General features: G+C 71.1%; 17 protein-coding genes. 11 read left to right on the plus strand and 6 right to left on the minus strand.

The features are described 5' to 3' along the window. The first annotated feature begins 75 nt into the window (after positions 1-75). The 9 genes from ACFC96_RS10330 to ACFC96_RS10370 all read left to right on the plus strand — a co-directional run bounded on the left by ACFC96_RS10330 (position 76) and on the right by ACFC96_RS10370 (position 10363). Complete coding sequence (locus ACFC96_RS10330; protein WP_376611386.1) at positions 76-861, plus strand: cyclase family protein; 786 nt, start codon at positions 76-78, stop codon at positions 859-861. Next, positions 858-2492 carry a thiamine pyrophosphate-binding protein gene (locus tag ACFC96_RS10335; protein WP_376611388.1) on the plus strand — a complete coding sequence of 545 codons (1635 nt, stop codon included), beginning with the start codon at positions 858-860 and terminating at the stop codon, positions 2490-2492. The genes ACFC96_RS10330 and ACFC96_RS10335 overlap by 4 nt, the downstream gene beginning before the upstream one ends. A gap of 717 nt (positions 2493-3209) precedes the next feature. Continuing rightward, on the plus strand, positions 3210-3848 hold the full coding sequence (locus tag ACFC96_RS10340; protein ID WP_376227409.1) for a helix-turn-helix domain-containing protein: 639 nt from the start codon (positions 3210-3212) through the stop codon (positions 3846-3848). Between the two features lie 169 nt (positions 3849-4017). After that, complete coding sequence (locus tag ACFC96_RS10345) at positions 4018-5322, plus strand: MFS transporter (protein WP_376611390.1); 1305 nt, start codon at positions 4018-4020, stop codon at positions 5320-5322. 11 nt (positions 5323-5333) lie between these two features. Further along, positions 5334-6707 (plus strand): FAD-dependent oxidoreductase, encoded by a 1374-nt coding sequence (locus ACFC96_RS10350; protein ID WP_376611392.1) that lies wholly within the window; start codon positions 5334-5336, stop codon positions 6705-6707. After that, on the plus strand, positions 6704-7894 hold the full coding sequence (locus ACFC96_RS10355; protein ID WP_340460682.1) for a CoA transferase: 1191 nt from the start codon (positions 6704-6706) through the stop codon (positions 7892-7894). Before ACFC96_RS10350 ends, ACFC96_RS10355 begins: the two co-directional genes overlap by 4 nt. After that, entirely contained in the window at positions 7891-8676 is a 786-nt protein-coding gene (locus ACFC96_RS10360) for an enoyl-CoA hydratase-related protein (protein WP_376611394.1), read from the plus strand. The genes ACFC96_RS10355 and ACFC96_RS10360 overlap by 4 nt, the downstream gene beginning before the upstream one ends. Positions 8677-8696: 20 nt before the next feature. Then, positions 8697-9590, plus strand: coding sequence for a dihydrodipicolinate synthase family protein (locus tag ACFC96_RS10365; RefSeq protein ID WP_376611396.1), 894 nt, complete (start codon positions 8697-8699; stop codon positions 9588-9590). Further along, entirely contained in the window at positions 9590-10363 is a 774-nt protein-coding gene (locus ACFC96_RS10370; RefSeq protein WP_376611398.1) for an SDR family oxidoreductase, read from the plus strand. The genes ACFC96_RS10365 and ACFC96_RS10370 overlap by 1 nt, the downstream gene beginning before the upstream one ends. A gap of 151 nt (positions 10364-10514) precedes the next feature. Here the strand turns inward: ACFC96_RS10370 and ACFC96_RS10375 are convergent, their stop codons facing one another. After that, a complete protein-coding gene (locus ACFC96_RS10375) occupies positions 10515-10925 on the minus strand; it encodes a hypothetical protein (RefSeq protein ID WP_376611400.1) in 411 nt (136 codons plus the stop codon). A 208-nt stretch (positions 10926-11133) separates the two neighbouring features. Between ACFC96_RS10375 and ACFC96_RS10380 the strand changes: the two genes are divergently transcribed. After that, the gene (locus tag ACFC96_RS10380; protein ID WP_376225917.1) at positions 11134-11991 is read left to right on the plus strand and encodes a helix-turn-helix transcriptional regulator; all 858 of its coding nucleotides are present in this window, start codon (positions 11134-11136) and stop codon (positions 11989-11991) included. An 18-nt stretch (positions 11992-12009) separates the two neighbouring features. On the opposite strand, the gene ACFC96_RS10385 is transcribed toward ACFC96_RS10380, so the two are convergent. From ACFC96_RS10385 to ACFC96_RS10405, 5 genes are all read right to left on the minus strand, one after another. Next, positions 12010-16110, minus strand: a complete 4101-nt coding sequence (locus tag ACFC96_RS10385) for a S8 family serine peptidase (protein ID WP_376611402.1) — start codon at positions 16108-16110, stop codon at positions 12010-12012. A gap of 379 nt (positions 16111-16489) precedes the next feature. Then, entirely contained in the window at positions 16490-18178 is a 1689-nt protein-coding gene (gene atzF, locus ACFC96_RS10390; RefSeq protein WP_376611403.1) for an allophanate hydrolase, read from the minus strand. Then, a complete protein-coding gene (gene uca / locus ACFC96_RS10395; protein ID WP_376611405.1) occupies positions 18175-21762 on the minus strand; it encodes an urea carboxylase in 3588 nt (1195 codons plus the stop codon). The genes atzF and uca overlap by 4 nt, the downstream gene beginning before the upstream one ends. 4 nt (positions 21763-21766) lie before the next feature. Continuing rightward, a complete protein-coding gene (locus ACFC96_RS10400; protein WP_376611407.1) occupies positions 21767-22405 on the minus strand; it encodes an urea amidolyase associated protein UAAP2 in 639 nt (212 codons plus the stop codon). Continuing rightward, complete coding sequence (locus ACFC96_RS10405; protein WP_376611409.1) at positions 22402-23163, minus strand: urea amidolyase associated protein UAAP1; 762 nt, start codon at positions 23161-23163, stop codon at positions 22402-22404. The genes ACFC96_RS10400 and ACFC96_RS10405 overlap by 4 nt, the downstream gene beginning before the upstream one ends. A gap of 238 nt (positions 23164-23401) precedes the next feature. Here ACFC96_RS10405 and ACFC96_RS10410 point away from each other — a divergent pair, with 238 nt between their 5' ends. Continuing rightward, entirely contained in the window at positions 23402-24085 is a 684-nt protein-coding gene (locus tag ACFC96_RS10410) for a helix-turn-helix domain-containing protein (protein ID WP_376611411.1), read from the plus strand. Positions 24086-24094 lie beyond the last annotated feature (9 nt).

Consider the following 24094-nt stretch of genomic DNA (forward strand, 5'->3'; position numbering starts at 1 on the left):
CTGGTGCCGCCCTCTCTGTCGCGTGCGCCGGCACTATGATCGTCGCGGATCAGCCCCCATCCGCAGGAGGCCATGATGTCCCACCCCTCTGTTCTCGCCGCGCTGACGTCCGCGTTGCGCAGTGGCTCGATCGAGGTCGTCGACCTCACGGCGCCGTTGTCGTCGTCCACGCCGGTGCTCCAACTGCCCGCCCAGTTCGGCCAGACCGCGGTCTTCGAACTGGAGGAGATCAGCCGCTACGACGACCGCGGACCTGCCTGGTACTGGAACAACTTCCGCAGCGGCGAGCACACGGGCACACACTTCGACGCGCCCAATCACTGGATCACCGGGCAGGGCCTCGCCGACGTGGCATCCGTACCGGCGCAGCAACTGGTCGCCCCGGCAGCCGTGTTGGACTTCTCCGCCGAGGCGGCCGCGAACCCCGATTTCCTGGTCGAGATCGACCACATCAAGGCATGGGAAGCTCAGTACGGGCCGCTGCCCGACGGGGGCTGGATGCTGTTGCGCACGGGGTGGGACGACCGCTCGCAGGCTCAGCAGGAGTTCCTCAACGCCGATGAGAACGGCCCGCACACTCCGGGGCTCTCGGCGAAGTGTGCCCGCTGGGTCGCCGAGGAGTCGCCCGTGATGGGCCTCGGGGTCGAGACGGTGGGCACCGACGCCGGTCAGGCACCGGGCTTCGATCCGGCCTTCCCGTGTCATACCTTCCTGATGGGCAGCGGAAAGTACGGCCTGACGCAGTTGCAGAACCTCGCCGCGCTGCCACCGACCGGTGCCGTCGTCCTGGCGGGACCGCTGCCGATCGTCACCGGATCAGGCGCCCCCGCCCGCGTGCTCGCACTGGTGGAGCACGGATGAAGGTAGCGGAAGCGGTCGGCCGGGCCCTGGCAGCGGCCGGCGTCGACCACGTCTTCGGCGTGGTCGGCTCGGGCAACTTCCATCTGACCAACGCCTTGGTCGCGGCCGGTGCCCGGTTCGTCGCGGCCCGCCATGAAGGCGGGGCGGCCACCATGGCCGATGCCTATGCCCGTATGAGCGGCAAGGTGGCGGCGCTGTCGGTGCATCAGGGATGCGGACTGACCAATGCGCTGACCGGCATCGGCGAGGCGGCGAAGAGCCGCACCCCGCTGCTCGTCCTCGCTGCGGAGACCTCCGAGACCACCTCGAACTTCTACGTCGACCAGGAAGCGCTGGCCCACGCGGTGGGCGCGGTCAGCACGCGGGTGACCTCGGCCGAGGACGCGGTCGAGCAGGCTTGCGCCGCCGTGCGCCGGGCCCTGCACGAGCGCCGTACGGTGCTGCTCAATCTCCCGCTGGAGATCCAGGCCTTGGAGGCCCCTGACGGCACATCGGTCTCCCCGCCTCCCGAACGGCCCCCGGTCGAGCCCGAGCCGGACGCCGTCGCCGCGCTGGTGCAGGCGCTCGAACGCGCGGAGCGCCCCGTCTTCGTCGCGGGCCGGGGAGCGCGCACGCCCCGCGGTCGCGACGCCTTGACGGCGCTGGCCGAGCGGCACGGCGCGCTCCTGGCCACCTCTGCCGTCGCCCGCGGGCTGTTCCACGACAACCCGTGGTCGATCGACGTGTCCGGCGGCTTCTCCTCGCCCGTGACGGCGGAGCTGGTGCGGGGCGCGGATGTGATCGTGGGCTGGGGCTGCGCGCTGAACATGTGGACGATGCGGCACGGCCGACTGATCGGCCCGCAGGCCACCGTCGTCCAGGTCGACGACGACCCCGCCGCCCTGGGCAGGCATCGCACCGTCCACCTCGGCATCACCGGAGATGTCGAACGCACCGCACGGCGCGCCCTCGAAACGAGCGGACGGCAGCGCCCCGGCTACCGCAGCCCCGCCGTCGGAGAGGCCATCGCCACACGCGTGCGCTGGCGGGACGTGCCCTACGAGGACGAGGGCGGCCCTGAGCGCATCGACCCACGCACCCTGAGCATCGCGCTGGACGACCTGCTGCCCGCCGAGCGCGTGATCGGCGTGGACTCCGGGAACTTCATGGGCTACCCCTCCATGTTCCTGTCCGTGCCCGACCACGACAGCCTGTGCTTCACTCAGGCCTTCCAATCCATCGGCCTGGGCCTTTCGACGGCGATCGGAGCGGCGCTGGCCCGGCCCGACCGGCTGCCCGTCGCCGCCCTCGGCGACGGCGGCGCGCTGATGAGCGCCGCAGAACTGGACACGGTCCGCCGCCTGGGCCTGCCGATGGTGGTGGTCGTCTACAACGACGACGCCTATGGGGCAGAGGTCCATCACTTCGCCCCGGGCGAATTCCCCCTGGACACGGTCGTGTTCCCGCCCACCGACATCGCCGCCATCGCCCGGGGCTACGGCTTCGAAGCGGTCACCGTCCGCACCCTCGCGGACCTCGAACCCGTCCGGGACTGGGCGGCCGGGCCACGCTCAACGCCCCTGCTCATCGATGCCAAAGTCACCGCCGATCACGGGTCCTGGTGGCTGGAGGAGGCGTTCAAGGGCCACTGACAGACGGTCAGAAGCCCCCTCACCGCGTTCCTTCCGGCGGTCGACCGGACATCGCATGGCCCGTCGAAGCCTCCGTCCCCCTGCCCGCCGCCCGGTGAGGCTCGCCACCCTGCGCACGGCCGGAGCCACCGCTGCGGCACGTACCCCCGGCGACGGTGCCGTCGACACAGGCCATCGAGACCCGGTCACCCTGCTCGCCGACGGTGGTCGGAGGGGGTGTGCGGCCGCAGTCGACGGCCCACGGCACGACGGGACGGCCGTGCTCCTGACCGACCAGGAGTGGCAACGCTTCGTCTGGTACGAGGACGAGGACGGTCACCGCACCGGGCCCCGTCACCGTCGATCCGGCGGAACCGGTGACGAGCGGAGGTGACGCGTGCCCTGTGACGCATCGTCCCTTTCACCGGCAGCAGCGCCCGCACGTCTGCACGCCGGGTGGGGCGGCGCAGAAGGCGTCACAGACGCCGACAGCCTCTGACCGCACGCCGACCGCGTGTCTACCAGGGCGGCACTCAGCGCCTGTACGCGCGACGTGATCCTGCGTGCCCGGGCTGAAGGCCGCGGATGCGGGGGATCACGCGCGGCTCGACAGGGCGTGCCCCACATCGTCGTCAAGTGGACCTGTGCTGCTGGTTCTCAGTGGGATGTCGGCCCGGCATCGAAGTTTGGACCTGAGGGCTTGTTTTCACCATCGTGAAGGTCTTCAATATGTCGCAGGTGAGCATCCCCCAGGGACAGGCGGAAACCGTGCACGACACCGACGCACCGATGCCGGGCGGCCGGCCGGATCTCGATGTGATGGCCGCGACGGTCGGTCTGCAGATCAAGGCCCTGCGCAAGCAGGCCGGTCTGACCCTGGACGAGCTCAGCCGCCGGTCCGGTATCAGTACCGGTCTGATCAGTCAGGTCGAGCGGGGGAAGGGCAATCCCTCCTTCGCCAGTCTGGTGCAGATCGCGCACGGCCTGGACGTCGCGATCGGGCGGTTGTTCCATCTCGCCGAGCAGGTCAGCCCGGTGGTCCGTGCGCATGAGCGCCGCAGCCTTGACTTCCATGGCTCGGACGCGGCGGACGGCGACCGCTTCGAACTGCTCAGCCCCACGCTCAACGGTGCGCTGGAGGTGTTGTGGGTGGTCACCCAGCCGGGCCACGACACCAGCGCCACCCCCTTCCGGCACAACGGTGAGGAGTTCGGCATCGTGCTCTCGGGCGTGAAGGACGTCTATCTCGACGGCGTCCGGCACCGGCTCGAAGCGGGCGACTCCATCACCTACTCCTGCAGCACACCCCACTGGTACGTCAACCCCGGTGACGAGCCCGCCACTTCGATCTGGGTGATCACTCCGCCCAGCTGGTAGGCACGGGCCTCACTCACTCCCGTCCCCTCCTCCAACGCCCCGGCCCCCGGCCCGGGCGCCGGTACCGCACGCCTCATCCCGTGCGTCTCCTCCAACGCCCCGGCCGCAGGCCCGGGTGCCGGTACCGCACGGCCTCGATCCGTGCGCCTTCCCCATGAGGTGCCCCGCTATGGCATCGCTCATCGGCAGAACCCCTGTCGCCACCGGAAACTCCTCCCTCTCCCACCGTCGCGCTCTGCTGGCTCTCGGCGGCGGCAACGCCGTCGAGTGGTACGACTGGATGGTCTACGGGCTGCTGGCCTCCTACATAGGTCCGCTCTACTTCCCGTCCGGCAGCTCCGTGTCCGAGACCATGTCCGCCCTGGCCGTCTTCGCGGTCGGTTTCGCCGCCCGGCCGCTCGGCGCGATCGTCTTCGGCACCCTGGCCGACCGCATCGGCCGGCGCGCGGTCATGCTCTTCTCCATCGGCTCCATGGTGATGTCCAGCCTGGTCATCGCGCTGCTTCCCAGCCATGCGAGCATCGGCGTCTGGGCCGGCGTCATCCTGCTGGCCAGCCGCATTCTGCAGGGACTGTCCACCGGCATCGAGGCGCCGCTCAACTCCGCGTACATCGTGGAACTGGCGCCCGAGGGCAGGACCGCCCGGTTCGGCACCACCATCAGCATCTACGTCCAAGTCGGCATCGTCGGCGCGTCGTTGGTCTGCTTCCTGACCAGTTCGGTGATCGCGCCCGACGCCATGGCCGCCTGGGGCTGGCGCGTCCCGTTCGCGGTCGGCGCCGTCGGCGGCCTGGTCTTCCTCTGGCTGCGCCGCGCCCTGCCGGAGACCCTGCACACCGTCGATGACGCGCAGGCCGAGCCGGCCCGGGTGGGCCAGGTCTGGGCCGAGGTCTGGCAGCACCGGCTGGCGCTCCTGGCGATCGTCTTCGTCGTGGCCGGCGCCCAGGCGATCCAGTACACCTGGACCACCGGACTGCCCAACCTGGCACGCTCGGCCCACCACGAGAACTCGGACCACGTCTTCCTGGTCTCCACCCTCGCCGGGATCCTCGTCGCCGTGCTCTATCCGCTGGTCGGCCGACTCGCCGACAACAAGCGGATCTCCCGCACCTTCATCGCATCGCGGCTCGCCGTGGTGCCGGTCATCTTCATCGTGCTCGCCTACCAGCGGCCCGGCATGGCGATGTTCACCGTGGTGATGCTCGTCGGCTCTCCGGTGCTGGCCTTCACCATGGGCCTCTACAACACCGTCGCCGCCACCTTGATGCCGACCAGCTGCCGGGTCACCGGCGTCGGCCTCGGCTACGCGATCGGCGTGGCCGGCTTCGGCGGCACCGCCCCCTACCTCCTGCTGTGGCTCCAAGACCTCGGCGCCGGCTGGGCGTTCCCCGTCTACGGCGCGGTCCTGTGCCTGCTCAGCGTCCTTCTCTACTCGCTCGTCCGGCGCCGCGGCTCCGTCCGCGTCGGAAACTGAAAGGAAGTCAGATGCCCCAGACCGTCTCTCTCGACGCTGTCGAGGCACCCGTGGTCCAGCGGTCCGACGTGATCGTGGTCGGCGGCGGACCGGCTGGCGTCAGCGCGGCCGTGGCCGCCGCCCGCACCGGGGCCGACGTGACCCTGCTGGAGCGCTACTCGGCCCTCGGGGGCCTGGCCTCCGGCGGCATGGTGCTGGTCCTCGACGACATGATCAACGGCAACGAGATCACCGTCACCGGCATCGTCGACGAGTACGTCGAGCGGATGGCCAAGCTCGGCCTCGCCGTCTACCCGCCGCCCGAAGAGCGCTACTCCTCACCCGAGATGTGGGCCAAGTGGGGGCGCTGGGGCGCCTTCAACTTCCACTCCCACACCAACCCCAAGCCGATCTGCTACGCCGTCGCCTTCGACCCCGATGGCTGGAAGCGGGTCTCCAACGACCTGGTCCGCGAGAGCGGCGTCAATCTGCGCCTGCACAGCTGGTTCTCCCGGCCGGTGGTCCAGGACGGCGCGGTCAAGGGCGTCGTCTGCGAGACCAAGTCCGGCCCGCAGGCGGTCATGGGCGACGTGGTCATCGACACCACCGGCGACATCGACGTGGCCTCCCGGGTGGGCGCCTCCTACGCCCAGGACAACTACCTCGTCACCCTCGTCTTCCGGCTCGGCGGAGTGGACACCGCGACGGCCGAGCGCTTCGAGCAGGAGAACCCGCGCGAGGCCCGCGCCATCAACCGCAAGATCAAGCGGCTGCTCGGCGGTGCCTGGGAGCTGTGGTGGCTCAAGACGCCCGTACCCGGTGTGGTGTGGTGCAACGCGCCGCACCTGACCGGCTTCGACGGCACCGACCCGGTCTCGCTCACCGAGGCCGAGTTCGAGGCCCGGGCCCGGATCGGCGCGGTCCTCGACTCCATCAAGACCGACCTCCCCGGCTTCGAGAACGCCTATCTGCTCGACGTCGCCGAGCAGATGGGTGTGCGTCAGACCCGGCTTCTGCAGGGCGAGTACGTCGTCACCAAGGACGATGTCACCTCCCGCCGCCACTTCACGGACAGCGTCTCCCGCGGCCGCGACTACTACACCCCCTACCGCGCCCTGCTGCCGCGCGACGTCGACCAGCTGCTGGTCGCCGGACGGCACTACTCGGCCACGCCCGAGGCACAGCGGATGTCCCGGGAGATACCGCCCTGCATGGCCATGGGCCAGGCGGCCGGCATCGCCGCAGCCACCGCGGTGGAGCAGGGCGTCCTGGTCCGGGACGTGGACCCGGCCGTCATCCAGCGCCGGATGCGCGATCAGGGCGCCGACCCCGGTGACGTACCCGCGCAGAACGCGACCCTCGACGAGAACACGACGGTCGACCAGACCGAGGAGGCCGTGGCATGACCGCCGCCGCACAGCCGCTGAGCGGCATCACCGTCATCGACTTCACCCAGGTCTTCATGGGCCCGTCCTGCACCCAGATGCTCGGCGACTACGGCGCCGACGTCATCAAGGTGGAGCGCCCCGGCACCGGCGACATCTCACGGACCTCGATCCCCGACGAGGCCGGCCTGGACAACCCCATCTTCCTGTCGATCAACCGCAACAAGCGCAGCATCGCCATCGACACCCGCACCGAGGAGGGCCGCCGGGCCGTGCAGGAGCTGGTGCGCTCCGCCGACGTCGTGGTGAGCAATTTCCGGGCGGGCGTGATGGAACGCCTCGGCCTGGGCTACGAGGCATTGCGTGCGGTCAATCCCGCGATCATCTGGGCCTCCGGCACCGGCTTCGGCACCGAGGGCCCGTACGCCCACAAAGGCGGGCAGGACGCGATCGCCCAGGCGTACAGCGGAGTGATGTGGCGCCGGGTGTCCGAGGACGACCCGGTCACCCTGTACCCGACCACGCTCTGCGACTACACCACAGGGATGCATCTGCTCCAGGGCATCCTGCTGGCCCTGCTGCACCGCGACCGCACCGGCGAGGGGCAGAAGGTGGAGGTGTCGATGTACGACTCGATGCTCCACATGCAGATGCAGGAGGCCTGCCAGCAGCTCAACCGGGGCTCCGAGATCAACTGGGCCGCGATGCCGCTGACGGGGGTGTTCCCCACCACGGACGGCGCACTGATCATGGTGGGTGGATTCAAGGCCAACCCGCTGCACCACATCAGCCGCGCCCTCGAACTCGACGAGGACCTGGGCGAACGCCCCGAGTTCGCCACCCTCGACCTGCAGTTCGCCCACCGCCCCGAGCTGCAGCGCATCTTCGCCGAGGCCGTGGCCGGCAACACCACCGGCCACTGGGTCAAGCGGCTCGAGGACGAGGACATCCTCTGCGCCCCCGTGCGCAGCCTCGAAGAGACCCTCGACGACGAGCAGACCGCGGTCAACAACATGATCGTCGAGATGGACCACCCGGTCGCCGGCCGTATCCGCGCCCTCAACGCCCCGCTCCACCTCTCCGCCGCCCCCGCCACAGTCCGCCGCGTCCCGCCCCGGCTCGGTGAGCACGGCGCCGAGGTGCTCGGCGAACTCGGCTACACCGCCGAGCAGATCGAACTGCTCCGCCAGAAGAAGGTGCTGCGATGACCGACGAGGTCCGCTACATCCGAGACGGGCACATCGCCCGGGTCACCATCGACCGTCCCGCCGTCCTCAACGCGGTGGACATCAAGACCAACACCCGCCTGGGCGAGATCTGGGCCGAGATCGAGGCCGACCCCGAGGTCCGGGTGGTCGTCGTCACCGGTGCCGGGGAGCGGTCGTTCTGCGTGGGCGCCGACATGTCCGCCGACGCGGTGGACAAGACCGGTCTGGAGTACTGGGCCGGCCTCGACCCCAACGGCTTCGGCGGTCTCGGCCTGCGCACCACCCTCGACGTCCCGGTGATCGCCCGCGTCAACGGCTATGCCCTGGGCGGCGGCATGGAGATGGTCCTCGGCTGCGACATCGTCATCGCCGCCGACCACGCCCGGTTCGGCCTCACCGAGCCGAGGGTCGGCCGGATCCCGCTGGACGGCGGGGTCTTCCAGCTGGTCCGCCGGCTGCCGCACACCCAGGCGATGGGGCTGCTGCTCACCGGCCGTCGCGCCTCCGCCGCAGAGATGCAGCGGATGGGCCTGGTCAACGAGGTGGTCCCGGCACAGGAGTTGGACGCGGCCGTCGACCGCTGGGTGGCCGACATCCTCGCCTGCGCCCCCACTTCGCTGCGTGCCATCAAGCAGATGGTCCAGCGGGGGAGCGGGCTCTCGGCGCAGGACGCCCACAAGCTGCGTACCCCGGCGCTGATGGCGGCGCTCGACAGCGAGGACGGCAAGGAGGGCGTGCTCGCCTTCCAGCAGAAGCGGCCACCGGTCTGGCCGGGACGATGACGGGAGCGGGGAGCGCACTGATGCCCGAGAAACTCGCACCCGGTGTGTGGGGTGTGGTCGCCACACCCTTCCACGGCGCCGCCCTCGAGGTGGACGAGCCGAGCCTGACCCGGCTGGTGGAGCACTACGAGCAGATCGGCACCACCGGTCTGACCGTGCTCGGAGTCTTCGGCGAGGCCGCCCGGCTCTCCGCCGGGGAGCGCCGCACGGTGCTGGAGACGGTGGTCGACGCGGTCGGCCTACCGCTGGTGGTCGGTGTCACCGGACTCGCCACCGCACCGGTGCTGGAGGAGGCCCGACTGGTCCACGAGGTGGTCGGAGACCGCCTCGCCGGACTGATGGTGCAGGTCAACTCCCCCGATCCGAAGGTGGTCGCGGCCCACCTCAACGCGGTCCACGACGCCACCGGCGCCGGGATCGTGGTCCAGGACTACCCGGAGACCAGCCGGGTCGCCATCCGCACCGCAGACCTGGTCCGCGCCGTCCACGCGGTCCCCTCGGCGGTGGCGGTGAAGGCCGAGGCGCCGCCCACCCCGGCGTCCGTCGCCGGCCTCACCGCCGAACTCGACGTGCCGGTCTTCGGCGGCCTGGGCGGCCTCGGCCTCCTCGACGAACTGGCGGCCGGTGCCGCCGGGGCGATGACCGGCTTCTCCTGCCCCGAGGGCCTGATCGCCTGCGTCGAGGCCTGGCGCAGCGGCGGACACGACACGGCCCGGGAGGCCTACCTGCCGTATCTGCCGCTGGTCAACTTCGAGGCCCAGGCCGGGATCGGCCTCGCGCTGCGCAAGGAGGCCATCCGGCGGCGCGGCCTGATCACGGAGTCGGGGGTGCGGCCGCCGGCCCCTCGGCTGCCCGAGGCCCTGGTCCCGCAGCTGGAGCGGCACCTCGCCGCGCTGCCCAAGGAGGTGCACTGATGGATCTCGGAATCCGCGGCCGTGTGGCACTGGTCGCCGCCTCCACCGGCGGCCTGGGCCGGGCGGTCGCCGAAGCGCTGGCCGCCGAAGGCGCCTCGGTCGTGGTGGCCGGACGACGTGGTGAGCTCGCCGAGGAGATCGCCGCCCGGTTGCCCGAGGCGGTCGCAGTCCAGGCCGACCTGTCCGCCCCGGGCGGACTGCAGGCGCTGGTCGAGGCGGCCCGAGAAGCCTACGGCGACCCGGACATCCTGGTCCTCAACGGACCCGGCCCCCGGCCGGGCACCGCCGCAGAGCTGGACACCGGCGACCTCGCCACGGCCGTGGACTCGCTGCTCCTGGCGCAACAGCGGCTGGTGGCACTGACCTTGCCCGCGATGCGGCGCCGAGGCTGGGGCCGCATCCTGGCGATCGGCTCCAGCGGGATCGCCGCGCCACTGCCCGGGCTCGCCCTCTCCAACGCCGGACGCGCCGCCCTCGCCGCGTACCTGAAGACCCTCGCCACCGAGGTGGCCGCGGACGGAGTCACCGTCAACCTGCTGCTGCCGGGACGGATCGCCACCGACCGGGTGGCGGCGCTGGACGCCGCACGTGCCGAACGGGAGCAACGCCCCGTCACCGAGGTCGAGGCCGCCTCCAAGGCCACGATCCCCGCACGCCGGTACGGCACCCCTGCCGAATTCGGAGCGTCCGCCGCGTTCCTGTGCGGCGCCCCTGCCTCGTACATCACCGGGACCGCACTGCGCTGTGACGGCGGCCTGGTCCGCAGCCTGTGAACCGATAGGCGGGGCCTGGACCGTACTCAGCCGTTTCCGGCCCTTCTTCTTCAAGTTCCCTCTGCGCTCGGCCAGTTACGTCAGCTCGGCCACGGACGGAGACGGCCCGGCCCCGCGGAGGCGGAACCGGGCCGACCGGACGTCCGGTACCTCAGAGGACCTCGTACGCCCGGACCATGGTCTGGCTCGCCTTCGCCCCGGGGTTGTCGGCCATGGTGACGCGCAGGTGCACGAACGTGCCCGACGGGGCGGTGGTGGGCAGCGTCGCCCGCCACGCATCGTGGGAACGCGTCACTGACGCCGTGTGCCAGTCGGTGATCGCGTCGGTCGTGGTCGCGGCGCCGTACGCGTACTCCAGGCGCACGTCGTCCAGCCTGACGGCGCCGTTCGTGCCGTCCACGACGGCGCGCAGACCGATCGTCGTCGCCTCACCCGCCGGGCGCGCGTTGCGCAGGTCGGACGGGACGTCGAGGACCGGGACCAGGAGACGCTGCGCGCCCTGGGTGGCGGCGCTCGACGGGAACGTCCACTCGCCGGTGTACGCGAGGCCGACACGGTCCATGGCCGAGGCCGGACGCTGCCATGAGTAGCAGGAGTGACCGGTGGTCGAGGTCGCCGGTGAGCAGCAGACTCGCCAATTCCCGCGCGTTGTGGGCCCGATGAGGCCGGCGAGAGGGCGCCATGGCGTCATCCCGACAGCTTCGGAGTCGAGGACCGCTGCTTGCCCAGGGGGATGGTGCGTCCGGCGCTTCCGCGGTGACACTGGAGGCATGTCGTCCGATCTTGGAATGTCCCTCCGGCAGACCGCCGCCCCCGCCGTTCCGCCGTCGGCCCACCCCGCCGACCCCGCCGGCCTCCAGTCCCACCTCGCCGCACTGCAGGGGGACTTGCGAAGAGTCGACGCCTCGCTGTCCAGGCTGCTCGGTGATTGGCCACCGGGCCAGGACGGTGATCTCTACGTCACGGTCCTGGAGGAGCGGGCGGAACAGGCCCGTCGCATCCACGAATTGGAGTACGGGGCGCGTACCTCGCTGTTGGTGTTCCAGTCGGGGGCCAACACGGTCGCGCCCGTTCCGACGACGCTGCCGGACACTCCGGACACTCTGGATGCCCCGGCTCAGGCAGCAGAGGGCAGCCCGCCGGACGAGCCGATGCGCAAGGACGGGAATCCGCACGCCGCCTATCGCGTCGTCGTGGACCGCGCCTTCCTGTACGAGCCGGCCGCCCTGCGTGCCCTCGATCTCCGGCTGGAGCGCGGCCACCAGGTCCGCGTCGTCGATCAGCCCCTCGTCAAGCTGGTCGTCGCGGACGGCGAACGGGCACTGGTGCAGCTGGAGCAGGGCCGGTCCATGGAGTTGCGGCCGCCGCTGGTGTTGCTGGCCACGGAACTGTTCGAGGCGGTGTGGCGCCGCTCGCGCCCGTATCTGCGCGAGGACGGCGACCTCAGTTCGACGGACCGGCGCATCCTGCAGTTGATGCTGTCCGGGCTGACCGACGCGGCGACGGCCCACCAGCTCGGGATGTCGCCGCGCACCGTGCAACGGCGCCTGCGCGCGCTGATGGATACGGCCGCCGTGTCCTCGCGCATGCAGCTCGGCTGGTACGCGATGCGCAACAACTGGGTGTGACACGGCGGCCGGCGCGCCTCACATCCGTTTCACATAGTCCTCCAACGTCTTGCCCTGCAGCCGCTTGACCGGATCCGTGTAGTGGTCGGCCATGGAGTTCTGCATCAGGTAGTTCTGTACCACCCAGTTCATGTCCGCGGCGTCGACCGTGCCGTCGTGGTCGATGTCGGCGGCGCGGTCGGTGGTGCCGCGTGCCGTGAGGACGGCGGCCGCGTCCCGGACGTCGATGACGTCGTCGCCGTTCACATCACCGGCGACGAGCGTCGCCTGCGACGAGGCGAAGGTGCCCGCGACGCCCCAGTCGCCGTGCAGCGCCATGTCGACGTCCTCGGTCCAGGCGAAGTGTCCCGGAACCTTGATCTGGAAGCGGTAGGGCTTGGCGGTGGGCTCCAGCCCCGACGCGGACATCCGCGCGGCCTGGTCGGCCGTCAGGTTCCGGGAGGTCCCGTCGGGCGCGGTGAGCGTGGCCTTGAAACCGTCCGCCCCGTAGTCACGCTTCGCGTCGTAGGAGGAGGTCTCGGTGAGCAGCGCCTGGGCGGCGGGCCGGGCGCTGAAGGTGGAGGTGCCGTTCAGCATCTGCACCGCGCCGAAGAACTGGATGTTCAGCACGGTCCTGGCGTCGGCGGTGTCGGTCGCGAAGGTCGTGCCGGTGTTCAGGCCCGCGCTGGTCGTGTAGGTGTCGCCGGTGACCTCGTAGGTGACCTTGAGCAGCGGCATCGAGTCGCCGCTCAGACCGTCGGTGTCGCCGACATCGAAGGCGAAGGTGCTGTACGACGACGTACCCGCGGCCACATCCGTGCGCCGGATCGCGGACGGGGCGTGGGAGGCGAGTTCGGCGCTCGGCCGGACGTCCACGATCTTCACGTTGCCGTTGTTGTAGCGGATCTGCGTGCTGAACGACTTCCAGTGCTTGAGCTCGTGCGCGGTCAGCGTGTACGTGACCCGGTCCCCGGCCCGCGCGGACGCGGTGTCGGCGTCGCCCTGCCAGTAGGGGGTGCCTTTCTTGACCACGTTGATCAGGCGGATGTCACCGATGTTTCCGGCGGCATCCGTGGGCCACAGCTTCACCGCGGCGGTCGTCGGGACGGCGCTCATCGGGACGGCGCCGTCCACCGTGCCGGTGGCGTCGGGTTGCGTGTGCCCGGTAGGGGCGTTGAGGCTGTAGAGCCCGTAGTAGAGGACGTTGTCGTCCTGCCCGATGTCGATCCCCGCGGCGCGGATGGCATCGGTCTGACCGTCCCGCAGGGTGCCCTTCAGGGGCAGAGAGGCGGCGTCCGGGTCGCGTTCGACGATCGTGGGGTGCGACGGGTCCCACTTGCCGTAGGCGTCGGTGTAGTCGGGGCCGTGGTTGTCGACGTAGATGTCGCGCAGTTCGGTGTCGGCGCCGCCCTGGGCGTCGGTGCCGATGATGCGCAGCTTGTAGTGCCCGTCGCTCATCCACCGGCCGCGCGGGTCGATCGGTGTGCCCTTCTCCCCGGTGAACGGGAAGTACCAGGCGCCGACGGTCGCCGGGCCGTAGAGCACGCCTTCGGTGAGACCGGTGGTGTTGAGGCCGCCGACGTAGCCGATGTCCTTGCCGTGCGCATCGGCGAGGAAGATGTCGATGCTGCGCAGCTGCCCGGCCATCTTCAGATTGAAGGTCGCCGCTCCGCCGCCGACGGCGCCCTCGGCCGTCGCGCGCCCCGTGGACAGAACGGACTTGGTCATGTCGATGGTGTCGAACCCGGACTTTGCGACGCGCAGACCGAACGGGACACGCAAGGCGGCAACTGACGTTCCGGACGCGGGAGTCAGCGTGAGGTGCCCCTCGTAGTATCCGGCGGGGGCGGAGGACGGGACGGACAGCGCGGCGCGCAGCGACCGCTTGCCGTGTGCGCCGACGGAGACCTTGTCGCCGGTGCTCAGCGTGATGTGCGCGGCGGCCGCGTCACCGGAGGAACCCGAGCCGCGGGTGAAGGCGGTCTTCACCTCGTAGGTGACCGGCTTGCCGGTGTCGTTGGCGACGCGCAGTGTGCGGGCCGCCAGCGTCTTGCGACCGAGCGGCTGGACGCCGAGGTCCAGCGCTCCGGTGTGTTCATGGAGTTCGTTCTCGGTTCCGTCGAGGGAGACGTACGGTGTCGTCGACGGCACGTCGACCGTGGTCAGGGTGTGCACGGCGGCGTACGGATCGACGGCGCCGGCGCCCTCCTCGAAGACGCTGACGTCACCTGGCAGCGCGTCGGCGGTGTTCATCATCGCCGTCTTGACGCCGTCGGGCGTGAGCTTCGGGTCGTGCTGGAGCATCAGCGCGGCGGTGCCGGCGACGTAGGGCGTCGCCATGGAGGTGCCACTCAGGCGTGCGTACGCGTAGGTGTAGTCGCTGCCGGTCGGGTCGACGACGTCGGCCGGCACGGACGACAGGACGCTGACACCGGGTGCGGTGACTTCCGGCTTGATGGTGGCGGTGCCGTAGACCGGGCCGCGCGAGCTGAAGTCGGCCAGGGAGCCGTCGCCGAGGCGGAAGGTGCCGGCGGGGGTGAAGGCGACGCGGCCGTTCGCGACGGCGAGTGCGGCACCGTCGGCGGCGGTCAGTGAGAACGTCGGCACATAGGTCGGGCTCTCGCCGAGGTACACGGGAATGTGCCCCTCGTCGGCGTTGTCATTGGTGAGGAGGACTGCGGCGGCCCCCTTGCTCCGTGCCCGCTTCACCTTCTCATCGAGGGTGATCCCGCCGCGCTTGATCAGGACGGCCTGGCCGGTGACGTCCTTTCCTGTGTATCCGGCGGCGGTGCCCGTGCCGACGTCGGTCACGGCGTGGTCGCCGGTGGCGAGTTCGTCGAGGGCGTCACCGTAGGGCCGGGCGAGCAGACGGCCCTCGGCCTTCGTGCTCCCGACGGAGAGCGTGTACGACGGCAGCGTGAGCGGTGCGTCGTGCGCGCCTACGGTGAGCGGCAGGGCGGCGGCGCCGGGGGTGCCGAGTGTGCCAGTGCCGGGGCCGCTGTTGCCGGCGGCTATGACCGTGGTGACGCCGGCCAGGACGAGGTTGTCCGCGGCGAGGGACTGCGGGCTGAGAGGGTCGTTGATGGTGGCACCGAGCGACATGTTGACGACGTCCATGCCGTCGTCGGCGGCCTTGTCCATCGCGGCGAGTATGTCGCGGGTGGTACCACGGCCGTAGGGGCCGAGCGCCCGATAGGCGTACACCTCGGCGTCAGGGGCGACGCCGTGTGCGGCTCGCTCCTTGTCGGTGTCGCCCCGCCCGGCGATGATGCCCGCGACGTGGGTGCCGTGCTCGGTGTAGTAGGCCGATCCCTGGTCGGTCTCGGCTTGCCCGGACGCTTTCCAGTCGGCGTAGGTGGTCTCCATCGGATCGTCGTCGTGGTCGACGAAGTCGTACCCGCCCGCGTAGACGCCCTTGAGGTCCGGGTGGTGGTAGTCGATGCCCGTGTCGATGACGCCTATCTTGACGCCCTTGCCGGTGATGCCCTCGTCGTGCAGGCGGGCCACGGCGTCCGCGTCGTCGGCGGAACCCTGCTGGGCACTGCCGGACACGGCGGTTCCGGCCGTGTGGTCGGCGAACGCTTCGACCTCGGTGTCCGGCCAGACCGCCGTGACCCCGTCGTGCTTGAGCAGGTCGGCGACACGGTTGCCGGGCACGGTGAGGCTGACGCCGTCGAAGCTGTGCGTGTAACTGCGATGCAGACGGGCGGTGTCGGTGGCCCCGGCCGTGTCCTTGTCCTTGGCGCCGGGGAACATGTCCGTCAGTGTGCTGCGGAACTTGGCCTGAGTCCTGGTCACCGCGTCCTTCGCGTCCGCGTCGCTGAGACTGCCGCCCCGGGCCGCCGCGAGCAGCCGCGCGGTGCGCGCCGGCGGTGTGCTCAACTGCACGATCACGTCGACGGGCTTGGGGGAGCGCAGCGCGGCCTTGTCGGTGACGTGCAGGCCACCCACATCCAGGGTGGCCATCCGGTGCAGTGCCTGGAGTTCCTGGCTGTCGAGGGAGGAGAGCACGCTTCGGGCCACTGCGCTGCCGGCCGGAGAGGGAGCGGCGGACGCGGACGGAGCCGGGGCGACCAGGGTGGCGAGCGCGGTGACCACGGACGCCGCGAAAACGCGTCTGGGACGGGGGACTTGTGCCATCTTCCTTGCTCCACTCCGGGCCGTGAGGGCAGCCGCCGCGGCTTCCCGGCGAGCTGTGAACACCGCACGAGCATGGGCGAACGGCGAAGCAACGAGAAAGGGAACCCGGTGGCGAGATCACGACGTGGCGACAACACGACAGCCGCCGTTGAGCCGTCGGCGCGGGCGGGCGCGCCGCGACGTGTCGACACCCGGCGCGGCCGCACCCATGAGGGCACCCGATATTTCGTGACGTCGTGAGGCACGGCTCCCGGCAGCGGACGCCCCGCCTCCGCCATGAGGGCGGAACCAGACCCTTGCGCCGCACACCGGTGAGGTCTGTGGACCCGCCGACCTCACCCCCCCGATCAGATCGGCGGATACCTGGTCAGCGCCGATCTCAGGGGCGGGGGAGAGCCGCCAGGTACGCGCGCCAGCTGCCGTACGAGGTGATCTCACGGGCGCCCTCGACGGCCTGGGGCTCGCAGAGGAAGCCGGTCACGAAGCTTCCGTCCGCGAGTTCCACGCTGCCGAGCGCCATCGGGCGGGGCAGCGCGGCGAGGAACATGCCCAGTCCCTCGGCGGGCAGTTGCCACACCTCGGCCTCGATCGCGCTTCCTCCTCCTCCGGTCTCGCCTCCGCCTGCGTTCTCGCCGGCCCGGACCAGTCCCGGCTTCGGCGGCACGGTGTTCAGCGCGTACAGCCGATAGGCCTGCGCGGTCGTGGTGGTACGCACCAGTCGCCCGCCCACGGCAAGGAGTTGACCGTTGAGAGGCTGGCCGGACAGGTGCGCGCCGATGACCGCGAGCCGCTGGGGTGGATGGGTGAGCAGTCCGGCGATGCGCACGAGCCGCTCGTCCGTGAAGGCCGGGCCGATCAGCATGACACCGAACGGCAGCCCGTTCACTTCGCCCGCGGGCACGGCGACCGCCGCCTGGTCGAAGAGGTTGGTGGAGTTGGTGAACCGGCCGAGCCGGGCATTCACGCCCAGCGGGTCGGCCGCGACCTCGGTGATGGTCGGGTGGCCCGGCGCGGTCGGCAGGAGCAGTGCGTCCGCGTCGCCCAGGGTGGCAAGGGCCCGGGCGCGGAGAGACGCAAGCCTCTGCTGGTCGGCGTAGAGCCGGTGGGCGGGGATGTCCTTGGCCCGGGAGATGATTCCGGCCACGGTCGGGTCGAGGCCCGGGGAGTCCTTGTGCGCGTCGATGAAGGCACCGACGGCGGTGTAACGCTCGGCGACGAAGGCACCTTCGTACAGCATCGCCGCCGCCTGCGTGAACGGTGTGAGGTCGACGGACACGAGCTCGACGCCCGCGTCGGTGAGCCGCTGTGCCGCCGCTTCGAATGCCTCGGTCCAGCCGGTGTCCAGCCGGCCCAGTTGTCCGGGTTCCGGGACCGCGATCCGCCACGGGCCGGGGAGGCGCGGGGCCGGAGCCGACGGTGCCCGCCCGGACGGCGCTGCCATGAGGGACAGCGCCCGCTCGGCTTCCGGGAGCGTCCTGGCGAAGACCGTGACGCAGTCGAGCGAGGCACAGGCCGGAACGACACCCTCGGTCGGGATCAGCCCGTAGGTCGGCTTGAGACCGACGATGCCGTTGAAGGCCGCCGGGATCCGGCCCGAGCCCGCGGTGTCCGTGCCGAGCGCGATGTCGGCGATGCCGAGCGCGACAGCGACCGCCGAGCCGGAGGAGGAACCGCCGGATGCGTGCCGCGGGGACAGGGCGTTACGGACCGCGCCGTACGGGCTGCGGGTGCCGACGAGGCCGGTCGCGAACTGGTCGAGGTTCGTGGTGCCGAGGACCACGGCGCCCGCATCCTTCAGACGGGCCACGGCCGGCGCGTCGGTCTGCGGCTCGTAGGCGTAGGCGGGGCAGCCGGCGGTGGTCGGCAGTCCGGCCACGTCGATGTTGCCCTTGACCGCGAGCACCGTCCCGGCCAGCGGCAGCCGGTCACCGGCGGCGACCTGCGCGTCGACCGCGGCGGCGTCCGACTCCGCGTCGGCCTGCGGCCGCAGGCCGATCCACACCTCGGGCCGGTCCACCTGCGCGATGCGTGTGTAGGCGGCCCGCACCCGTTCCACTGCGGTGATCACGCGGCTGCCTCCACGGTTTCGACGGGAGCGAGGACGACGAGGACGGTGCCCGCCTCGACCTGGCTGCCGGGCCTGGTCAGGATCTTTGTGACGATACCGTCGGCGGGCGCCTGGACCCGGGACTCCATCTTCATCGCCTCCAGAGCGAGGAGCGGCTGTCCGGCCGAAACATGGTCGCCGACCTCGACGTCGACCTGCCAGACGGAGGCCGTGAACTCCGCTTGGACCAGGTGGCCGCCCTCGGGGACCTCCACCACGGTGGCCTGCGGGGCGGCCTCGGTGGACGCCTGCTCGCGGGTGAACTCGCCGGCGGCTTCCCAGGCGTGGCGCTCCGCGCGGAACGCCGCGTTCTGCCCGGCCCGGAACCCCGCGATCGACTCCGCGTTCTCGGCGAGGAACCGCTGGTACTCGGCGAGTGAGAAGGAGCCCTCCTCGATCCTCGGCACGAAGCGGCCGGACGTGATGTCCGCGCGCAGTTCCAGGAGTTCCTCCGCTCCGACCGGGTACCACCTGATCCGGTCGAAGAAGCGCAGCAGCCACGGTCTGCCCGGCTCGAAGGCGCCGCGCTGCTGCCAGCCCGACCAGACCTGTGTGGTGCGACCGACGAACTGGTAGCCGCCGGGGCCCTCCATGCCGTAGACGCACAGGTACGCGCCGCCGATGCCGACCGAGTTCTCCGCGGTCCAGGTGCGGGCCGGGTTGTACTTGGTCGTGACCAGCCGGTGCCGCGGGTCCAGCGGGGTGGCGACCGGCGCGCCCAGGTACACGTCCCCCAGCCCCATCACCAGGTACTCGGCATCGAAGACGGTGCGGTACACGTCCTCCACGGTCTCCAGGCCGTTGACGCGGCGGATGAACTCGATGTTCCAGGGACACCACGGGGCGTCGTCGCGCACGCCCGCCATGTAGCGCGCGATGGCCTCGCGGGTCGCCGGGTCGTCCCAGGACAGCGGCAGGTGGACGATCCGGCTGGGAACCACCAGCTCGTCGGAGGCGGGGAGTTCCTCCTCCACGCGCCGGGCGATCTCGAGAAGCCTCTCCTGAGGCAGGACGTCGGGATCTGTCCGGACCTGCAGAGAGCGGATGCCCGGAGTCAGGTCCTCGACGCCGTCGAGCCCCTGCCCGGCCAGCGCCTGCGCGAGTGCGTGGATCCGCATGCGCAGGGCCAGGTCGAGCTGCATCGGTCCGTACTCGATGAGGAGGTTGTCGTCGCCGCTGCGCCGGTAGGTGACCGAGGGGCGGGTCTCGGTCCGTGGCAGGCGGGAGAGGATGCCGCCGTCGACGACGGCCTCCCGATCGGCGCGCGGTGCCGCGACCGGGTTCCGCCGCAGCCCGGCGGCGGCCTCGGAGGTCACCGGGACGAAGCGGACCGTGTCGCCCGGACGGAGCTGGCCGAGCTTCCAGCGCTGTCCGGTCACGATCGTCGCCGGGCAGACGAAGCCGCCCAGGGAGGGCCCGTCGGGGCCGAGCAGGACGGGCATGTCGCCGGTGTAGTCGACGGCGCCGACGGAGTAGGGCGTGTCGTGGATGTTGGACGGGTGCAGGCCCGCCTCGCCGCCGTCCGCGCGTGCCCACCGAGGCCTGGGGCCGACGAGGCGCACACCGGTGCGCGCCGAGTTGAAGTGCACCTTCCAGCCCGCGGTGTAGAAGTCGCGGATGTCGTCGTCGGTGAAGAACTCGGGTGCGGCGTGCGGGCCTTCGACGGCGCCGATGTGCCAGACGCCGCCGAAGGCCGGGCGCCGGTCCAGGGGTACGACGGAGGTTTCCGTGCGCTGCGCGCCGCCGTGCAGGACGTCGCCCGCGCGGAGGGCGCGGCCGCCGTGTCCGCCGAACCGGCCGAGGGTGAAGGTGGCCGCGCTGCCGAGGAACTCCGGTACGTCCAGGCCGCCCGCGAACAGCACGTAGGTGCGCAGGCCGTGCTCGTCGGGTGACCCGACGGCCAGGGTCTGCCCGGCTTCGACGGTGACCGGTTCCCACTGCGCTACGGCGATGCCGTCGATGGTCACCGATGCGGGTGCGCCCGTGACGCACACCGTCGTCGGGTGGGTGAAACGGAGCGAGGGCCCCTGCAGGGTGCACTCGAGGCCCGGCGCGCCCTCGGTGTTGCCGAGCGCGATGTTGCCGAGCCGGAAGGAGAGGTCGTCCATCGGCCCGCACGGGGGCACGCCGACCTGCCAGTGGCCGGTGCGTCCGGGCCAGTCCTGCACGGTGGTCAAGGTGCCGGGAGCGACGATCTCGACGCGCGGCGTCGGGTCGCTGATCGTGGCGAGCGAAGCGGTGGAGTGGGCCGCTCGGCGCAGGCCGGCGTCCTGGAGCGCGGCGCGCACCAGGCCGAGGTTGGTCTCGATGCCGTCGAGGCGGGTCGCGGCGAGGGCTGTGTCCAGCCTGTCGAGTGCCTCGGCGCGGTCGCTGCCGTGGGCGACCACTTTGGCGAGGAGCGGGTCGTAGGAGGTGGTGACCTCCGTGCCGGTCTCCACCCAGGTGTCGACGCGGACGCCCTCGGGGAAGGCGACGCGGGTCAGCAGGCCCGCGCTCGGCCGGTGGCCGCGGGAGGGGTCCTCGGCGTAGACGCGTGCCTCGACGGCGTGGCCCTTCGGTGTCAAAGGCGCGGTGACGACGGTGGTGTCTCCCTGCGCGAGGCGCAGCATCCACTCCACGAGGTCGACGCCGTAGATCTCCTCGGTGACCGGATGTTCGACCTGGAGTCGGGTGTTGACCTCGAGGAAGTACGCCTCCTCGCGGGCGGCGTCGTACACGAACTCGACCGTGCCGGCGGAGCGGTAGTTCACAGATGCGCACAAGTCCACTGCCGACGTGGTCAGTTGCTTGCGCACCGCGTCCGGGAGATCCGGGGCGGGGGCCTCCTCCAGGACCTTCTGGTTACGGCGCTGCAGCGAGCAGTCGCGGTCGCCGAGGGTGACGACGCGGCCCTCGCCGTCGCCGAAGACCTGCACCTCGACGTGGCGGGCGCGCTCGACGAGCCGTTCCAGGAAGACGCCGGCGGAGGAGAAGGAGGCGGTGGCCACGCGCTGTACCCGCTCCCAGGCGTCATCGAGCTCGTCGGCGTCGTGGCACGCCTGCATTCCGATCCCGCCGCCCCCGCCCGTCGCCTTGAGCATGACCGGGTAGCCGATCCTCTCGGCCGCCGCGAGGGCGGCGTTCACGTCGGGCAGCAGCCCGGTGCCCGGGGCGAGCGGCACGCCCGCCGCATGCGCGGCGGCGCGCGCGGTGTGCTTGGCGCCGAACAGCTCCAGTTGTTCAGGGGTGGGGCCGACGAAGACCAGACCCGCTTCGGCGCAGCGTCGGGCGAACCCGGCGTCCTCGGACAGGAAGCCGTACCCGGGGTGGATTGCGCCGGCTCCGGTGTCCTGGGCGGCCTCGAGTATCAGAGGGGCGTCGAGGTAGGAGTCCTTGGCAGGGGCGGGGCCGAGTCGTACGGCTTCGTCGGCCAGCCGAACGTGCTCGGCCCCGCGGTCCGGGTCGGAGTAGACCGCGACGGTGCGCAGGCCGAGCCGGCGCGCGGTGCGGATGATGCGCGACGCGATCTCGCCGCGGTTGGCGATCAGCAGGGTGTCGAACGTCATGGCTTCAGCTCTCGTCCGGCTCGGTGATCGTCGTCTGCAGGGCGCTCGGGTGGAATCCGTTGCAGGGGTTGTTGATCTGGGGGCAGTTGGACAGCAGCGCGATGACGTCGGTCTCGGCACGGAGTACGACTTTCAGGCCCGGGGCCGAGATGCCGTCGACGATGCCGAGGGTGCCGTCCGTCTCGACGGGCACGTTCATGTACCAGTTGATGTTGGAGACCAGGTCGCGCTTGTCCAGTCCGTGCTTGCTGCCCTCGGCGAGGAAGTTCTCCACGCAGGCGTGCTGAGACCAGGTGTGGTGTCCGTAGCGGAGGGTGTTGGACTCCTTGGAGCATGCCCCGCCCACGGTGTCGTGCCGACCACAGGTGTCCTCGACGACGGTCATCAGCGGGGTGTGCTCGTTGGACAGCAGCACCGAGCCGGTGGTCAGGAAGATGTTGGCCTGGGCCTGGATGGTGTCGGGGGCGCTGTAGCGCACGGAGGTGTCGTGGGCGTCGTAGACGAGGAAGTCCGCGGCCTGGTTCCCGTACAGGTCGGTGATGGTCAGCGACTGGCCGGCCCGTACGACGGCGGACCACGCGGACCGGGCGGGGACGGTCCGGTCGCAGACGACGCGGCCCGCGGGGGCGGTGGTGACGGTCATGCGATCCCCCTCGCGTTGAGGTGCTCGGCGGTGTTGAGGAAGGCACGGCGGCCCTCGGGCGTGGTGTTCCACAGTGCGTCACCGGGGGCCGTCGGCTCGGCCCGGTGGGCGAGGACCTCGAGGGGGCCGCAGACGTACGCGGGCCGTGGGTCCAGTGGGTGGGGGACGTTGGCGATCAGCACGGTCAGCGGCTGCTCGGCGCGCAGGGTGACGGACGTTCCGGGGCCCGCCGAGCCGGTGAAGCCGGCGGTGCCGTCCTCGTTGATCCGAACGCCCTGGAAGAAGGAGACGGACGGCGGGATGTCCCGCGGGCCGAGGCCGTTCTTGAGGGCGGCGAGTCGGAACAGCTCACGTCCGGCCGGCGTGGCGGACTGGGGAGTTCCGTCCCCGTACCGCTCGATGTTGCGGACGAGGGTGGAAGTGCCGCAGAGGGCGTCGTGCCGGCCGGAGGTGTCCTCGGTGACGGAGGCGAGGACCCGGCCCTGGTCGGACAGGAGCAGATGTCCCTCGCCGAGGTAGGCGTTCCAGAACACCTTGACCGTGTCGGCCGTGTTCAGCCGCTCCCAGGGGTGGTCGGCGCTGTACAGCAGGACGTGTGCGCACGCGTCGCCGGTGACGTCGGTCAGGCGCAACTCGGTGCCACGGGCCAGGACCTTGTGGGTGTAGTTGCCGCCTGCCATGGTCTCGGCCCACACGAGATCCTCGGCCGCGACGCCCGCGGGGGGCGTCGGCCAACTGCTCGCGGGGAGTACGGGCATGGTGTCGCACTGTGTGCCGTCCTGGGCGCGGGCGTGATCGCGGGCACCATAGGCCGACGCTGTTGCTGAGGCTGTCGCCACGGCTGAACCTCCGGCTCGACGCTATTTCTGTCGTGCGACAGAAATTAGGTGCGGGGGGAGTCGGAGCCATTGCCCAGGCATTTCGGCGCGGTAACCGGCACCTCACTTCGGCAGCTCGGCCCGCTGTGATCTCACGGCCCTGTGCGAGGATCACGGAGTGAGCCCGCCCACCAGCAGAAAAGTCGGCCGCCCGCGCGCCCAGGAGCGTCCCGCCAGCGGGCTGGAGCCACGCGAAGAGGTGCTGGCAGCCGCGGCCGAGCTGTTCACCACGCACGGCTACACAGCTACCTCCACCCGGGCGGTCGCCGAGCGCGCGGGACTGCGGCAGGCATCGCTCTACCACTACTTCGACGGCAAGGAAGCGATCCTCGCTGCACTGCTGGAAGGGACCGTCCGTCCCTCGCTGGAGATCGCGCGCCACCTTGTGGCGCGTACAGCGGCGGCGGCCGAGGCGAGGCTGTGGGCCCTGTGCCACTCCGATGTCACGCTGCTGTGCCGCGGCCCGCACAATCTCGGAGCCCTGTACCTTCTGCCCGAAGTGCAGACGGAGCGATTTGGCGTCTTCCATCGGGTGCGGACCGAACTGAAGTGTTCCTACGGGGAGTTGCTGGCGGCGACGGAGGCGGGTGCGGCGCTCGGCGCCGAGGAACTGACGCTCCGTACGGACCTCCTCTTCGGCCTCACCGAGAGCGTGATCCTCATCCGGCGTGCCGACCCCGCCCGCGACCTGGCGGCCCTCGCCGTGGCGACGGCCGACGCGGCACTGCGGATCGCGGGCGTGCCGCAGCGCTCCCTGGCACGGCTGCGCCGCGAGGGGCAACAGCTCCTCGCGGCGCGGTGACGACGGCCC

This window comes from Streptomyces sp. NPDC055955, from assembly GCF_042270245.1.
Lineage (GTDB): Bacteria > Actinomycetota > Actinomycetes > Streptomycetales > Streptomycetaceae > Streptomyces.

What these genes read in the sequence shown, in the direction of transcription:
- ACFC96_RS10330 (WP_376611386.1), top strand. Translation starts at nt 76, where the DNA reads ATGTCCCACCCCTCTGTTCTCGCCGCGCTGACGTCCGCGTTGCGCAGT.
- ACFC96_RS10335 (WP_376611388.1), top strand. Translation starts at nt 858, where the DNA reads ATGAAGGTAGCGGAAGCGGTCGGCCGGGCCCTGGCAGCGGCCGGCGTC.
- ACFC96_RS10345 (WP_376611390.1), top strand. Translation starts at nt 4,018, where the DNA reads ATGGCATCGCTCATCGGCAGAACCCCTGTCGCCACCGGAAACTCCTCC.
- ACFC96_RS10350 (WP_376611392.1), top strand. Translation starts at nt 5,334, where the DNA reads ATGCCCCAGACCGTCTCTCTCGACGCTGTCGAGGCACCCGTGGTCCAG.
- ACFC96_RS10355 (WP_340460682.1), top strand. Translation starts at nt 6,704, where the DNA reads ATGACCGCCGCCGCACAGCCGCTGAGCGGCATCACCGTCATCGACTTC.
- ACFC96_RS10360 (WP_376611394.1), top strand. Translation starts at nt 7,891, where the DNA reads ATGACCGACGAGGTCCGCTACATCCGAGACGGGCACATCGCCCGGGTC.
- ACFC96_RS10365 (WP_376611396.1), top strand. Translation starts at nt 8,697, where the DNA reads ATGCCCGAGAAACTCGCACCCGGTGTGTGGGGTGTGGTCGCCACACCC.
- ACFC96_RS10370 (WP_376611398.1), top strand. Translation starts at nt 9,590, where the DNA reads ATGGATCTCGGAATCCGCGGCCGTGTGGCACTGGTCGCCGCCTCCACC.
- ACFC96_RS10375 (WP_376611400.1), bottom strand. Translation starts at nt 10,925, where the DNA reads ATGGACCGTGTCGGCCTCGCGTACACCGGCGAGTGGACGTTCCCGTCG.
- ACFC96_RS10380 (WP_376225917.1), top strand. Translation starts at nt 11,134, where the DNA reads ATGTCGTCCGATCTTGGAATGTCCCTCCGGCAGACCGCCGCCCCCGCC.
- ACFC96_RS10385 (WP_376611402.1), bottom strand. Translation starts at nt 16,110, where the DNA reads ATGGCACAAGTCCCCCGTCCCAGACGCGTTTTCGCGGCGTCCGTGGTC.
- uca (WP_376611405.1), bottom strand. Translation starts at nt 21,762, where the DNA reads ATGACGTTCGACACCCTGCTGATCGCCAACCGCGGCGAGATCGCGTCG.
- ACFC96_RS10400 (WP_376611407.1), bottom strand. Translation starts at nt 22,405, where the DNA reads ATGACCGTCACCACCGCCCCCGCGGGCCGCGTCGTCTGCGACCGGACC.
- ACFC96_RS10405 (WP_376611409.1), bottom strand. Translation starts at nt 23,163, where the DNA reads ATGCCCGTACTCCCCGCGAGCAGTTGGCCGACGCCCCCCGCGGGCGTC.